This is a genomic window from Pseudoalteromonas sp. TAE56, from assembly GCF_000497955.1.
Lineage (GTDB): Bacteria > Pseudomonadota > Gammaproteobacteria > Enterobacterales > Alteromonadaceae > Pseudoalteromonas.
The window spans coordinates 1-13757 of sequence record NZ_AUTN01000112.1 but is presented as its reverse complement, the minus strand read 5'-3'; the positions used below and the strand labels follow the sequence as shown (position 1 = coordinate 13757).

Below are 13757 nucleotides of genomic sequence, written 5' to 3'. Positions count from 1 at the left end.
CAGCCGTTGTTACTGGCGTATTTGGTGGGTTACTGCGCGATTTGATTTGTCGCCAAGCACCGTTAGTATTACACAATGAGCTATATGCCAGCGTATCGTTAATTGTAGCGTGCTTATACCTAGGATTGCACCATTACAATATAGACGACAACATAAGCATTATTGTGAGCTTGGTTGCGGGGTACTTAATACGTATGGCATCAATACGCTTTAAGTGGCGCTTACCTACATTTAGTTTATTAGAACCTGCTAAGTAACTTAAATAAATTAAATGAGACAGGCTTGAATCTGCTAGGCAATCACACCTGTCTCCTCTTTTATTACTCTTTAATGCTCTCTATCACTATTTAATACTCTCTACATCGCTTAACGCGGTTTTTAACCCGCTGTTATTGTGCGGCATTACGCTAAAACTGCCATCAGTTTCTAGTACTACTGCGGCTACATCTTCTATGGCTAATATACCCGCACCACGAATAGCAGCGCGGATTTCTGATTTAGTTACGCGCTGCGATTTAAGTGCTGCCGTGCAATATTCACCATCACTCAGTAACAACGTGGGCTCAGCTTTTACTAAAGCTGCAAATTTAGATGAGCGAACACTGAGCCAGGTAATTAAATATTGCAGCCCTATTAAAACAACAAAGGCCAATATGCCTTCAAGCAGCGCGACACTTTTTGTAATAATAACAGACGCTAATATAGAGCCCAGCGCAATGGTGACTACAAAGTCGAACACGTTCCATTTAGATAGTGTTCGCTTGCCCGATACACGCAACCAAAACACCAGCGCTACATAACCCAGTACACCAATAATAAGTACGCGCACTAACCCCTGAACATCATCAAAAAACATGCTTACTCCTTTATTTTTAAAGCCGCTATTAAATTTAACCCTTCTTTAATTTAGTTAATAGCTTTACACCCAAAATCGTACCAATGGGGATAAATAAAAGCCATATAAATGCATAAAACTTTAAAGCAGATTTAAGCAATGCAAAGTCATTTACGCGTTTATTTTTAATCAACATGTAACTTATAAAATAGCCAAGTATTGCTGGTGCAATTTGTATTAACGAAATTACAATACCTGATGAATATGCCCTGCTATTAATTTAGGATCGCCACCAGCAAATGCGGCATAAGCATTGTAAATACTTGTAAAAAAACTAATTAGCGAGATTAGCAAAAAAGTCTGTAAAAACAGGCTTACTACGGCTAAAAATACGATTGAAGATTGTTTCAAAATCATCCTTAATTTAGCTAATGCATTGTTTAAAGTTAGTTTATGGCCCAACGGTTTTATCTGCCAGTGCTGCTAATACTTTACCTATTTTTTTAGCCGCTGGGCAATTTACTGCGTTATGGCGCTCAGCTATATATGTAGGATCGTTATAACTTAACCACACTTGCGATTGTGCGTCTTCCCATACCAGTGCTTTTAGCGGTAAATCAATACCTATTGTTTGTGCGCACTGCATAAGAGGCGTGCCGCCTTTGGGGTTACCAAATATAAGAACCTCTGTTGGGCGGAGTTGCTGTTCTACTTTTTTAGCACCAGCTGCGTGATCTATTCGTGCAAATATATTTAGCCCTTTTTGTTTTGCTAAATTTTCAAACTTATCCATAGTAGCTTTAGCGCTTAGAGGGCTTTTTACTGAAATTAGTCCCTCTACTGCGTTAGCATTTGTAATAGCAAAGAGTAATGCGAGTCCAAAAATAATATTTAGTGTTTTCATAGTGTCTCCGTTTAAATATATAAATACTGAGCGTTATTGCTCCTTTAATTTTTACAGTGTACATTTTTGCTAGGTAATTAAATTTAATAAATTTTTTGGCTGATGGTTATCTGTTTCAATGTATAATAAATTTAAAGGGAGAAATACATGCACATTGGAATAATTGAAGATCATCAATTAGTACGCGACAGTTTTAAAAAACTACTAGAGCTACAAGCAGACTGGGAAGTAATAATAGAAGCCTGCAATGTTAGCCAAGCAAAACTGGCTGTTGAGCTTGAACAACCCGATATATTTATTGTTGATATATCACTTAATGAATCAGAAACCGGCCTTACATTTTTAACCTACCTTAACGAAAATTTCCCTGAAATTAAAACCATTGTTGCCTCCATGCACGATTACGAACCTTATGTAAGTAATGCGCTACGATTAGGCGCACTTGGTTACGTGTCTAAACGATCTGCGTCGGAGGAGTTAATTGATGCAGTTAAATCGGTTGCATTAGGTAAACGCTATATAAGTGAAGATGTAAATTTTGCTTTAAATACGCCAAACTCAGCGTTAACTATTTTAACTAACCGAGAGCTCGAAGCTTTACCACTGTTAGCAAAGGGCTTTAATGCAAAGCAAATAGCACAAAAATTAGAAATAATGCCTAAAACAGCGCATGTGCATAAGGCAAATATTTACAGCAAGCTTAATGTAACAACATCGTTTGAACTGCTAAAAATAGCGATTGATGCGGGAGTAATTCAGTTAGATGAACTTACCTAATACATTACCTGCTTTTAATTTTTCTATTGCAGCAACCGCTAAAGAAATTACAAAGCAGTTTGTAGTTGGCGTAATTTATTTTATTGCCTGTATTGCTGCTTTTTGGGTTGGGGCTAATTTAGAAACTGTGCCCGAAAGTAGCGCTATATTTATTCCTGCAGGGATAAAAATTGCTTTTTATTTGCTTTCGCCAACTCGGTATTGGATTACGTTGTGGATATCGTCTCGTGCTTTGGCTGCTCACTTAGGTTATACAATGACCGGGGTTTGGGAGTTTAATTTACTGCATGGTTTTTGGCAGGAGCTTTGCTTTTTTGCCCTTGTGTATGTGTTTAAGCATAGCCGCTGGCCGCCAAATATTAATAATAGTTTAGGTATACTTTCGTTGATTTTATTGTGTGTTGCGAGCACCTCAATAAAGTGGTTTTTGTTTTCTAGTGCGTTTGAATTTACAAACATATTGGTTGCTAAAGAGCTATTACAGTATCAGTTAAATATGTGCCTTGGCGATATAACAGGCTCGTTATTAGTTGCGCCGTTTATTATGCTACTTCACTCTTTAAACCTTTCGTTAAAGCGCCCGGCATTACTTAAAGTAACTAATTTAACGGTTACGTTAGCTACTGTTTTACTTGTTGCGATGCTTGTATATCTTATACGGCCCGATACTTACCCATTACTACGCCTTGCATCGTTATTACCTATTATTTGGTTTTCGTATCGCTTTGGCGTATTAGGCGCAGTAAGTAGTGCGACACTTATAAATGCACTCATAATAGTTGAAGCAAGCATGACCCATGAGCCTAGCAATACCTATATTAGCCAGTTGTTTATTTTGGCTAATGCGATTACCAGCATGGTGTTAGGCGCGGCAATTACAGAGCTTAAACGTAAAAATACTGAATTAAAAAAGATTAACCGCGCACTAACTAAGCAGCTTAATCAAAATACCCTACTTGGGGCTAAAATGGTGAGCGTGCAAGAAAACGAGCGTAAGCACCTTTCACAAGAGTTACACGACGAACTTGGGCAAAACTTAACGGCTTTAAAAACCGACTTGGCTATTTTATCGCACCTTTGTGACGAAAAAACACAATCATTTGTGACTACGTTAAAAAGCAATGCAAACTCTATGTACGATTCTGTTTACCAATTAATGCACTACCTTCGCCCTCGTGAATTAGACGAGTTAGGGCTAGAAAATGCGATGACTCAAGGGCGATTAAAGAGTTTACTTACAAAAGCAAATATAAGCTATGAGGTTAATTTTAACGTAGATGATACGCTCACTAAAGAGCATGAAATTGCCGTTTACAGGATTTGCCAAGAAGCTGTTACCAATTGTATTAAGCATAGTAACGCGACCAAACTTATTATAAATATTAAAACGGATAGTCAGTTTATAAAATTAGAAGTTAGTGATAACGGAAGCAAAGTAAAACCAACAGAAAACTCAGGTCACTATGGTTTAGCTTTTATACAAGAGCGAGCTATTGCGCTAGGTGGTAGCTTTAAGGTTACTAATCAAGGCGGCTTTAGCATTAAGGTAAAACTGCCTATAAGCATTGGCCGTTAAACACTTTAACAAATTGATACTTGCTTAGTGTAAAACTTTTGCCTTGGTTGATCATCAAATGCGCTATCTGGGTTTACCTGAATTTCAACTTGATTACCCACCAGCTGTAGCAATAGTCCGGTAGCTATTTGGCAATTGCCTAAGGTTGACTTTACTATTACCTTTTTACCTATAGCGTCTTGCAGCCTTGGTTTTGGTAAATTAGGGTTAGTAACAGGCCTCAAACCTTCTGCTTTTACAAATAAATTTATGCAGTAAAGTTTAGCTGCGGCGACTCTTTGCTCGTTCATTTTAGCTATATCAACATTATTCAAAAAATGAATAATGGCTTGGTTAGCGCGGCTAAAGTCACTGGTTACATCATCTAGTTCGCGCCCTTCTGCCCACTTTCGGGTAACTAAATACTTGCCAGCTTCAACTCTTGCTAAGGTAATCGACGCTCCGGTCATTTTACTAAACCACTCAATACAGTAACTTGCTGTATTGGTGTTATGAAGTAATACGCTCATACTGCCAAATTCTTTTGTACTTTCATCTAATAAAGTCATATTTGTATCTTAACGTCCTAGTTTTCAATAGTTTATTAGCAATTATGAAAGTAAAAAATCATCCATATTCCTAATCAACCTAGGAAAATGGCTTAGAAAATAACACGTGCTATTTATAAAGCTCCGTTTTGACAGTCAATTCCACGATTAATGGTTAAAAAGTAAAGCAGTGGTTTAAATTTATCATACGGTTGATTATGATAAATTAAGTACTATATCTATGCTTTCGCTTTATTATTTTCAGTAAGGATCACCATGTCTAGCTATAACGAATCTCCAGAGCAAATTGAACAAGCCACGCAAGGCTATGTGATGCAGCAAACTATGTTGCGTATTAAAGATCCAAAGCCGTCTTTAGAATTTTATGAAAATGTATTAGGTATGAAGCTTTTAGGTAAGTATGACTTTCCTGGTATGAAGTTTACGCTTTACTTTTTAGGCTACGAACAAGAGTTGCCAGAAGGCGATGATAAGGAAAAAGCTGAATGGGTGTTTCGTCGCCCTGCGTTAATTGAGTTAACCCATAATTGGGGCACTGAAAACGACGACAGCTTTGAGGGCTACCACAGTGGCAACCAAGAGCCTAAAGGCTTTGGCCATATTGGTATTAGCGTGCCGGATGTTTACGCGGCCAGTGAGCGCTTTGCAAAATACGATGTAGAGTTTGTAAAAAAACCAGATGATGGCTCAATGAAAGGCTTAGCCTTTATTAAAGATCCTGACGGCTACTGGATTGAAATACTCTCTGCTGAGGGAATTACCGAGATTATCCTTTCTCAGTAATAACGATTTATTTATATTAAAAACCAGCTTTTTAGCTGGTTTTTTTAATCGTAAAAATTCATTTTTATTTATAAGCCCAAGCATCGGTTATTGTTACTTGGCAATTGTTATAACTAGCCGCTTGTTTTTGCGCAATACCTCTTACTCTAAAGTTTGTTGAGTCATTAGGCAGTAGAATTAGATCTTCGTCGGTTATTGATAGCGTATCGTCTAGAGTGTTTTGATCTGTTAAAAAATCGACCTTAAACTTTATATTTTTAAACGAAAAATCTGATTCATTTTTTATTTTCCCTATACAGGCAACATACAAACCATCGGTTTCATTTTTAGTGCTAATTTGGTTTACATTAGCAGTTAGGTTTTTTTGTGCTTGTTCTTCAAGCCTTGCTACATATATATTTTGATAAAAAATAAACCCAAAAATACCAACAATAATTAAGGCCAATGCACCAATAATAATGGGATTGTTTTCTAAGTTAGAATATTTAGCTTGAAGTGAGGTGCATTGCGGGCATTTTTTAGCCCGTGAATCTATGGCGCTAAAACACATAATGCATTCTTTAGTTTGCTGCATCTTTTCCACTACAATAAGCATCCTTGTTAAGTATTAAATATTAAGTATTAAAACCAGCAGCATTGCTGGCTTTTAAGTTATTTTAGTTTACTTATACATAATAACTCCGTAAACACATATAGCTTAAAAAAGTAACGATTTTATAAAGCAATACAAGGCACTGTATATAAACACAGTGCATGCGTGTTTTGGTATTTTAACGTAAACATAAAAAAGCCAGCAATTAAGCTGGCTTAGTATATTAACTATTTTACATAATTACTTACGAAGTGCGTCGATTCGAGCATCAAGCGGTGGGTGCGACGAAAACAACTCAGCAACACCTTTACCACTTGCAATACCAAAGGCCATCATTGAACCTTCTAATTGCGACGGATGGTTTTGCTTTAAACGCTCAAGGGCTGATCGCATTTTATCGGCACCAACTAGTTTTGCCGCGCCGCTGTCGGCTGCAAATTCACGTTTACGGCTGTAACTTGCCACTACTATACTTGCTAGCACACCAAATAATACTTGGAATAACATATCGAATAAGAAGTATGTCCAGCTACTACCACCCTCTTCTTCATCGCTATTAATAAAGTTATCTACTATGCCTGCCAGTACTTTTGCAGCAAATATTACAAAGGTGTTTACCACGCCTTGTATTAGGGTAAGCGTTACCATGTCGCCGTTAGCTACGTGCGATACTTCGTGGGCAAGTACGGCTTCGGCTTGATCTTTGGTCATGTTGTGCATTAAGCCTGTGCTTACTGCCACTAACGAGTTGTTTTTACTTGGGCCGGTTGCAAATGCGTTCATTTCTGGGCTGTCGTAAATAGCCACTTCTGGCATTTTAATACCTGCTTTTTTTGCTTGCGCAGATACCGTTTGTATAAGCCAATGTTCGGTTTTGTTTCGGGGCTGTGTAATTACATGCGCGCCGGTTGATTTTTTAGCGATCCATTTCGACATAAATAACGAAATAAACGATCCACCAAAACCAAACACAGTGGCTATAAGTAAAATTCCGCCAAGGCTACGATGGCTTAAACCCAGCGCACTCATTATTATTGAAAGCACTACACCTAATACCAACATAACCGCTAGGTTAGTTAATAAAAACAAAAATACACGTTTCATATTGTCCTCACAAAATTAATATTGATCACCGAACGCTTAAAATAAATTAGGTTAAAGCAATCACTACGTTATGACACACTATGTCATAACGTTAGCGCTATTCTGTGACAAACTATGTCATAACACAAGTGTTATTTATGTGTTTATTGATAATTTTTTTGAGAGGCGTTTTATAGCAAATTTAAGACTGAAGTTTCTTTATAAATCAGTTTATTACAAGCTGTTATTTAGCTCTGCCATATCAATTGGAAAACCACGTTCACCTGNCCTGCCAATATGCGCGCAACTTCACCAATATTTTCGCAGCTATTGTGTTTAAGGTACGACCATTGATGGCTACTGCGGTGATGGTTTACAGCAGGATCGCTGCTTATTATTCCTAATTTTATAAACTCAGACACTATTTGATCGGCAGCGATTAACGTTGACGATGCTTTAACATTTTCGGCCCGTGCATAACTAATATGCGAATATAAGCTTACATCAGCTACGCGCAAAGTGTCGTCATCCCCTGGGATTTGTTGCCCGCCAAACAAGGCATTATTTTGTGTGTTAGCACTTTTAAACGCGGGTACAAACTCGGCTACATAATCTATTGCTGTTTGGTTACGTGTTTGCAACGCTGTTTTGTCCCAGCCATCTTTAATATAGTGCAGGTATTTACCTGGGAGTTTAGGTTGAGCACTCATTGGTGTTGCATCAGCTAAGCCATCATTAAATAGCGTAATGTCGTTGGTCATGCCGTGTATTTGAAAATATCCATTTGGGTAAGGCGTTAGCTGCGCCATGCCCTCTGGTGTGCCACGGTTACCGTAAATAATAATTTCGGGTATTTGCCCACCAGCATCTTGCCAATGAGTTATATAAGAGGCTTTAAATTCGACCATGCGCTTTACATCTACCCCAACCAAGTCGTCAATAATACCGGTTTGAAAACCACACGCATTAATTAGGTAATCTACTTCAACGGTTTTAGCTTCTAAACTTGCTTGTGTTTGGTATTCAATGTTCCACTTGGTTATTTTTTTATCAATCTTATTATTGGTAACAGGCGATACACTTTTAACGCATGTATTTGTTAAAACATGAGCATGTTCATACTCGGCAAGCGCGAGTTGAGCACTGGCCGATAAACAAAATATATTCCAACCATATTCTTGTGCAACAATTAGCGGAAACTTTAGCTTATCTAAATCTAAATGCTTAGCCACAGGTATCATCCACTCATCTAACAACGTAGGCTTGGCTACTTGTTTTTGCTTAGCAAGCTTTAGCATTTGCTCGCGGCTATATAACTGATAATAATGCTCTGGCTCACCTAACACTTTGTTGGCGCTGTCTTGCTCAACAAGCTCGCTATAGGCTTTTACTAATTTATCTAAACGCGGAAATAAATCCTCTGGTGAGTCGTCGTCGCGCTTGGGTACAGCAAATACTGTAGGGCGAACATCGACGGTGTGAGGATAAAGGCGCGCTATATCTATACATTGCTTGAGTAAATCTATGCAGTCGTCGTCGGGTATTTCGCGATATAAGTTACCACCTGAGTGCAAATGGCACATTGGCGGGCCATCAATTAACGACTTTTTCTTTTCGAATACGTAAGTTTCTAACCCTAACGCAGCAAGCCTGATGGCTATTGTTGAGCCCGCAGTGCCCCCACCTATTATGCCTACACGTTTTTTAGGTAAACCATTGTTTAGTGCTTTTGGCTCTGCACTTACGTGCGAATTTGGGGCGTAGCTTTCAATAAATGGGTGCGTCATATAGTCGTTATGTCCTTAGTAACATTGTTTTTGAGCAAGCTTTGTATTTATAAATGTTTATATGTGTACTAAGGCTGACTATTTCAATATTTACCTAAAAAAGTAAATCTTTTTAAAACCGCTTAAGTGTTTATAGATAACGCACTAAGCAAGCTTTTGTATATTTGTAACTTAGGCGTTTGCTCGCTGTATGGGCTTATGGCAAGTATTGGAAACGGTAAACGTGCTTTGAGTGAATCTAGGTTTGCTTGGTACTCGTCCATATTTTTATCGACTTGGTTTGCAATCCAACCAACGCAGTTTATACCCATGCTTTGCATATGCGCAGCGGTTAGTAATGCATGATTTAAACAACCTAGCTTCATACCTACAACGAGTATGACTGGTAGCTGCTCAGCCTTTACCCAATCGTATAAATAGTCGGTATTATTAATTGGTAGTGCCCATCCACCCGCACCTTCAGTAAGGATAATGTCAGCACCTTGTTGTTTTACGTTTTTATAAGCATCACTTAGTTTATCGACAGTAATACTCACCCCAACTTGATCAGCAGCTATGTGCGGTGCAATAGGTGGTGCAAACGCAAACGGATTAACTACGTCGTATTTAGCGCTTACTGTTGCGCTTTCCATTAGTATGAGAGCATCAGCATTTACTAGCTGATCAAACGCCATTTCGCAGCCAGCAGCAAGAGGCTTAAAGCCAATGGCTTGTTTTTTATGTTGGGCAAGTAACTTTAATAGCAAACTGGTAACGTGGGTTTTTCCGGCATCGGTGTCGGTGCCTGTTATAAAAAATTCTTTCATGCGTTGCCTTTAATGTCTTTGGGCTTATTTAGTGTTTTTCTAATGATAACAGCACCACATGATAAGACACACATGCTTTGTTATTTATAAGCGGATACGCACTGCATACTTTTTTAAGCGCAGATTTGGTAAGTAACCCTTGGCGCGTATTGGTATGATTTTGCGTAGTTGCCCCTATAGCTTTAATTGAGGCAATCGCTTTTAAAGGTGTTGTGTATTCATCGGTATAAATACATTTTTTTGCACTGTTAATAATAAACCCTGAATTTTGGACTGATTGGTTTATATGCAATTCACTATTAAAAGTATTTATGTGGCTGTTTGAATCAAGCGCTGCAAACGCTGTTTTTATTTCGTTAAGTGAGCCCTCTACCACAGTGCTTATGTACGCCTGCCCGCCTGGTTTTAATATGCTGTAAAGTGATTGCATTAAAGTCGAAAAATTAGCAGACCATTGCACTGCAAAGTTACTGTAAATAACATCAACACTGTTTGCTTGCAGCGGTAAGTTATCCATATCGGCACATATTTTAGTTGTGGTTAAATCACTACTTTGCAGCATGTTTAAACTCAAATCGATTGCCACAACGCTTGAAAACATGCTTTGTAATGTATGTGTATTAACAAGCGGACCTGCGCCTAAATCAACACATACCTTATTTTTATTAAAGCCTGGTTTTATAAGTTTAAATAGATCGCTCGCTGCATGTTTTTGTACATTTGCATGGGCGTTATAATTCTCAGCTGCTTTTGAAAACTTACTTTGGGTGGACTTTTTAAGCTCCTTGTTTAGCTCTTTATCCAATTCGCTAGTTAACTCTTCATTTAACTCTCTATTTAACTCGCTACTCACTAGGCACGGTTTTACTTTACGTGTTTGCATTAAATCTGTTTTTAATACTGGCTGAGCAGTCATGCTATTGCACCTACTAAATGCTTAACTAAGTGCGTTATGTCTTGCTCGGTATGTGCTGCGGTTAAAGTAATGCGTAAACGTGAGGTGTTATGTGCAACCGTCGGCGGCCTAATTGCAGTGAGCCAAATACCATTTTGCTTTAGTTTTTCAGCCGCTTTTAAAGTATGTTCAGCGCAACCTAAAACAATGAGTTGAATAGCTATATTTGATTCCATTACCGCTATACAGTGCTGTTTAGCCAATTGTTTAAATAGTGCAATATTGTGATTAAGTTGCTCGCGTTTATGATCAGCTGTTTTTATGCTTTTAATACGCGCAAGTGTATGGCTTGCCATAAGTGGCGACATAGCGGTTGAGTACGTGTAATCGCGATTAAATTGCAGCATGTAATCAATAAACTGCTGGTTGCCTAATACACACGCGCCACTACTCGCAACGGCTTTGCCAAAGGTAATAACCAGTACCTCGGGTAGTACTATCCCCTCATCTAGCAATGCTTCGCAACTGCCTAACCCGGTTTTACCTAATGCACCAAAGCCGTGTGCGTCGTCAATCATTAGCCATGCGTTGTGCTGTTTTGCTAAGACGAGTAATTCTTTAAGAGGCGCGGTATCGCCATCCATCGAAAACACGCCTTCGCTTATAATAAGCTTGTTTTGCGCTTTTGATTTTTCGAGCCGTGAGCGTAAATGATTCATGTCGTTGTGATTAAAACGCACTAAAGCCGCGTTACAATGCAGAGCACCGTCAATCAAGCTTGCATGATTTAACTTATCTTGAAAAATAGCACTGTTTTGTGCAGCGGCTTTATCTTGAAACAACGCTTTAATTACGCTGCTATTAGCGCTAAACCCTGAATTAAATAACATTCCTGCGCCATAACCAAATTGCTCACATAAGTATTGCTCAAGCGCTTTTTGCTGCGCCTGATAACCTGTAACCAATGCTGAGCTGTGGCTGCCTAATGCGTAGGAGTCATTAAGGTTTACAGCCTCATCCCCAAAACCTAAGTAGTCGTTACTCGCAAAATTAAGATAGGTTTTATTATTAACCGTTATGGTGCGCGCTGTAGAGTGCTCTACTACATTGCGTTTACGAAGCAGCGCATCTTGCTGGCGAGCCTCAAGATGCGTATTTATAAAATCAAAAGGCATAGATATAAAAGCCTACGCTTCGTAAAACAATTCAGACGTTGCTTTGTCGGCTACTTGCGATGAAAGCGAGGCTTCTACGGCTTCGTCTGAATAGTCATGACGTTTTTCTGGGTTCATGCCTAGTTTTTTAATTAGGTTCATATCAGCATCGGCGTCTGGGTTTTCGGTGGTAAGTAGCTTATCACCATAAAATATTGAATTAGCGCCTGCAAAAAAGCACATTGATTGCATTTGCTCGTTCATGGCATTACGCCCTGCCGATAAACGCACATAACTGTGTGGCATCATAATACGCGCTGTTGCTATGGTACGTATAAATTCAAACTGATCTAAATCGTCTACGTTTTCAAGCGGTGTGCCTTTAACTTTAACCAGCATATTAATAGGCACGCTTTCTGGCTGTTGTGGCAAATTAGCTAGTTGCATAAGTAGTCCAAAGCGGTCGCTTGCTTGCTCGCCCATGCCGACTATTCCGCCCGAGCATACTTTCATACCGGCATCGCGTACGTGATCAATGGTATTTAATCTATCTTGAAAAGTACGGGTTGATATAATTTGCTCGTAATACTCCGGAGACGTGTCGAGGTTATGGTTGTAGTAATCAAGCCCTGCATCTCGAAGCTCATGGGCTTTTTCGTTAGTGAGTTTACCTAGCGTCATACAGGTTTCTAACCCTAGCTCTTTTACTTCTTTAACCATTTGCGAAATGTATGGCATGTCTCTGTCTTTTGGATCTGACCATGCAGCCCCCATACAAAAACGAGTCGCGCCTTTTTGTTTTGCAAGGCGTGCTTGCTCTACTACTTTTTCTACTTCTATTAAGCGTTCGCGTTCTAAATCAGTTCGGTAATGCCCCGACTGCGGGCAATACTTACAATCTTCTGGGCAAGCGCCTGTTTTAATTGATAACAACGTAGAAATTTGCACTTCATTTGGGTTGAAGTTAGCACGGTGAACCGATGCGGCTTTAAAAAGTAAATCGTTAAATGGCATTTCAAATAATGCTTTAACTTCTGCGTGGGTCCAATCGTGACGAACAGGTGCAAGTTCCATAATACTCTCTTATTTTTTTCTCAGCGGTGATATTGGCTTAGTCTACGAGTTGAAGTACCATTGTCAACGAAGCCCACCAAGTTAAAGTTTACATATGATGAAAAAGAATACGATTGACCTTAATTTTGATCGTGAGCACATTTGGCACCCATACACATCTATGACAAAGCCAATTCCGGTATACCCCGTTACACATGCAAATCACAATATTATTCACCTTGAAACTGGCGAGCAATTAATCGATGGTATGGCCTCGTGGTGGAGCGCAATACATGGCTATAATCACCCTGTTATAAATAACGCCATGATTGAGCAAATTAATAATATGAGCCACATTATGTTTGGCGGTATTACACATAACAGTGCGGTAGAGCTGTGCAAAAAAATAGTAAATATAACGCCGCCTAGTTTAACTAAAGTGTTTTTAGCCGACAGCGGCTCGGTAAGTGTTGAAGTGGCAATAAAAATGGCGCTGCAATATTGGTTAAGCCAAGGTATTACTACAAAACAAAAATTAATGACGCCTTACAAGGGCTACCATGGCGACACGTTTGCAGCTATGAGCGTATGTGACCCTGTAAACTCAATGCATAGTTTATATAGCGGCTTTTTACCTGAGCATGTTTTTGTACCTGCACCGGTGAGTAAGTTTGGCAGCGAATTTAACCAGGCAGAAGCCCAAGAGCTTGAAGCGTACTTTAAAGCAAACCACAACCAAGTAGCCGCCTTTATAATTGAGCCCATAGTACAAAACGCAGGCGGCATGAACTTTTATCACCCTGATTATTTAGCCTGCGCCCATAAATTATGCACCCACTATAACGTACTACTAATTTGCGACGAAATTGCCACAGGCTTTGGCCGTACAGGTAAATTATTTGCTGTAGAGCACGCCAATATAGAGCCCGATATAATGTGTATTGGTAAAGCACTCACTGGCGGC

16 protein-coding genes are annotated in these 13757 nt (G+C 39.1%); 5 read left to right on the top strand and 11 right to left on the bottom strand.

Annotated features, from left to right (window positions below; all coding sequences use genetic code 11):
- Nucleotides 1-257: trimeric intracellular cation channel family protein (locus L656_RS0113575; RefSeq protein WP_024599608.1), on the top strand; the 257-nt coding region annotated here is incomplete at its 5' end.
- Between the two features lie 86 nt (nucleotides 258-343).
- Here the strand turns inward: L656_RS0113575 and L656_RS0113570 are convergent.
- The 3 genes from L656_RS0113570 to L656_RS0113560 form a co-directional block, all read right to left on the bottom strand.
- Nucleotides 344-856: a DUF421 domain-containing protein gene (locus L656_RS0113570; RefSeq protein ID WP_024599607.1), complete on the bottom strand. Its 513-nt coding sequence runs from the start codon at nucleotides 854-856 to the stop codon at nucleotides 344-346.
- Nucleotides 857-1081: 225 nt separating this feature from the next.
- Nucleotides 1082-1246 carry a hypothetical protein gene (locus L656_RS1000000123500; protein ID WP_241763440.1) on the bottom strand — a complete coding sequence of 55 codons (165 nt, stop codon included), beginning with the start codon at nucleotides 1244-1246 and terminating at the stop codon, nucleotides 1082-1084.
- Between the two features lie 40 nt (nucleotides 1247-1286).
- Nucleotides 1287-1739: a DUF302 domain-containing protein gene (locus L656_RS0113560; RefSeq protein ID WP_024599606.1), complete on the bottom strand. Its 453-nt coding sequence runs from the start codon at nucleotides 1737-1739 to the stop codon at nucleotides 1287-1289.
- A gap of 147 nt (nucleotides 1740-1886) precedes the next feature.
- Here L656_RS0113560 and L656_RS0113555 point away from each other — a divergent pair, with 147 nt between their 5' ends.
- Both L656_RS0113555 and L656_RS0113550 read left to right on the top strand, forming a co-directional pair.
- On the top strand, nucleotides 1887-2516 hold the full coding sequence (locus L656_RS0113555; RefSeq protein ID WP_024599605.1) for a response regulator transcription factor: 630 nt from the start codon (nucleotides 1887-1889) through the stop codon (nucleotides 2514-2516).
- Nucleotides 2503-4092, top strand: a complete 1590-nt coding sequence (locus L656_RS0113550; protein WP_024599604.1) for an MASE1 domain-containing protein — start codon at nucleotides 2503-2505, stop codon at nucleotides 4090-4092. Before L656_RS0113555 ends, L656_RS0113550 begins: the two co-directional genes overlap by 14 nt.
- 5 nt (nucleotides 4093-4097) lie before the next feature.
- On the opposite strand, the gene L656_RS0113545 is transcribed toward L656_RS0113550, so the two are convergent.
- The gene (locus tag L656_RS0113545) at nucleotides 4098-4640 is read right to left on the bottom strand and encodes a hypothetical protein (RefSeq protein WP_024599603.1); all 543 of its coding nucleotides are present in this window, start codon (nucleotides 4638-4640) and stop codon (nucleotides 4098-4100) included.
- A 255-nt stretch (nucleotides 4641-4895) separates the two neighbouring features.
- Here L656_RS0113545 and gloA point away from each other — a divergent pair, with 255 nt between their 5' ends.
- Entirely contained in the window at nucleotides 4896-5423 is a 528-nt protein-coding gene (gene gloA / locus L656_RS0113540; RefSeq protein WP_024599602.1) for a lactoylglutathione lyase, read from the top strand.
- A gap of 64 nt (nucleotides 5424-5487) precedes the next feature.
- Here gloA and L656_RS0113535 read toward each other — a convergent pair whose 3' ends face one another.
- The 7 genes from L656_RS0113535 to bioB form a co-directional block, all read right to left on the bottom strand.
- Complete coding sequence (locus L656_RS0113535; protein WP_024599601.1) at nucleotides 5488-5997, bottom strand: hypothetical protein; 510 nt, start codon at nucleotides 5995-5997, stop codon at nucleotides 5488-5490.
- A 258-nt stretch (nucleotides 5998-6255) separates the two neighbouring features.
- Complete coding sequence (htpX, locus tag L656_RS0113530; RefSeq protein WP_024599600.1) at nucleotides 6256-7119, bottom strand: protease HtpX; 864 nt, start codon at nucleotides 7117-7119, stop codon at nucleotides 6256-6258.
- Nucleotides 7120-7346: 227 nt separating this feature from the next.
- Nucleotides 7347-8885 carry an FAD-dependent oxidoreductase gene (locus L656_RS01000000122290; RefSeq protein WP_241763439.1) on the bottom strand — a complete coding sequence of 513 codons (1539 nt, stop codon included), beginning with the start codon at nucleotides 8883-8885 and terminating at the stop codon, nucleotides 7347-7349.
- 122 nt (nucleotides 8886-9007) lie between these two features.
- On the bottom strand, nucleotides 9008-9691 hold the full coding sequence (gene bioD, locus L656_RS0113520) for a dethiobiotin synthase (protein WP_024599599.1): 684 nt from the start codon (nucleotides 9689-9691) through the stop codon (nucleotides 9008-9010).
- Between the two features lie 28 nt (nucleotides 9692-9719).
- The gene (locus L656_RS0113515; RefSeq protein ID WP_024599598.1) at nucleotides 9720-10607 is read right to left on the bottom strand and encodes a methyltransferase domain-containing protein; all 888 of its coding nucleotides are present in this window, start codon (nucleotides 10605-10607) and stop codon (nucleotides 9720-9722) included.
- Nucleotides 10604-11761 carry an aminotransferase class I/II-fold pyridoxal phosphate-dependent enzyme gene (locus tag L656_RS0113510; protein ID WP_024599597.1) on the bottom strand — a complete coding sequence of 386 codons (1158 nt, stop codon included), beginning with the start codon at nucleotides 11759-11761 and terminating at the stop codon, nucleotides 10604-10606. The genes L656_RS0113515 and L656_RS0113510 overlap by 4 nt, the downstream gene beginning before the upstream one ends.
- 12 nt (nucleotides 11762-11773) lie before the next feature.
- Complete coding sequence (bioB, locus tag L656_RS0113505; protein ID WP_024599596.1) at nucleotides 11774-12814, bottom strand: biotin synthase BioB; 1041 nt, start codon at nucleotides 12812-12814, stop codon at nucleotides 11774-11776.
- A 94-nt stretch (nucleotides 12815-12908) separates the two neighbouring features.
- Here bioB and L656_RS0113500 point away from each other — a divergent pair.
- A partial coding sequence (locus L656_RS0113500) for an aminotransferase class III-fold pyridoxal phosphate-dependent enzyme (protein ID WP_024599595.1) occupies nucleotides 12909-13757 on the top strand: 849 nt, incomplete at its 3' end.

Coding starts and splice junctions, on each gene's coding strand:
- L656_RS0113570 (WP_024599607.1), bottom strand. CDS start 856: ATGTTTTTTGATGATGTTCAGGGGTTAGTGCGCGTACTTATTATTGGT.
- L656_RS0113560 (WP_024599606.1), bottom strand. CDS start 1,739: ATGAAAACACTAAATATTATTTTTGGACTCGCATTACTCTTTGCTATT.
- L656_RS0113555 (WP_024599605.1), top strand. CDS start 1,887: ATGCACATTGGAATAATTGAAGATCATCAATTAGTACGCGACAGTTTT.
- L656_RS0113550 (WP_024599604.1), top strand. CDS start 2,503: ATGAACTTACCTAATACATTACCTGCTTTTAATTTTTCTATTGCAGCA.
- L656_RS0113545 (WP_024599603.1), bottom strand. CDS start 4,640: ATGACTTTATTAGATGAAAGTACAAAAGAATTTGGCAGTATGAGCGTA.
- gloA (WP_024599602.1), top strand. CDS start 4,896: ATGTCTAGCTATAACGAATCTCCAGAGCAAATTGAACAAGCCACGCAA.
- L656_RS0113535 (WP_024599601.1), bottom strand. CDS start 5,997: ATGCAGCAAACTAAAGAATGCATTATGTGTTTTAGCGCCATAGATTCA.
- htpX (WP_024599600.1), bottom strand. CDS start 7,119: ATGAAACGTGTATTTTTGTTTTTATTAACTAACCTAGCGGTTATGTTG.
- bioD (WP_024599599.1), bottom strand. CDS start 9,691: ATGAAAGAATTTTTTATAACAGGCACCGACACCGATGCCGGAAAAACC.
- L656_RS0113515 (WP_024599598.1), bottom strand. CDS start 10,607: ATGACTGCTCAGCCAGTATTAAAAACAGATTTAATGCAAACACGTAAA.
- L656_RS0113510 (WP_024599597.1), bottom strand. CDS start 11,761: ATGCCTTTTGATTTTATAAATACGCATCTTGAGGCTCGCCAGCAAGAT.
- bioB (WP_024599596.1), bottom strand. CDS start 12,814: ATGGAACTTGCACCTGTTCGTCACGATTGGACCCACGCAGAAGTTAAA.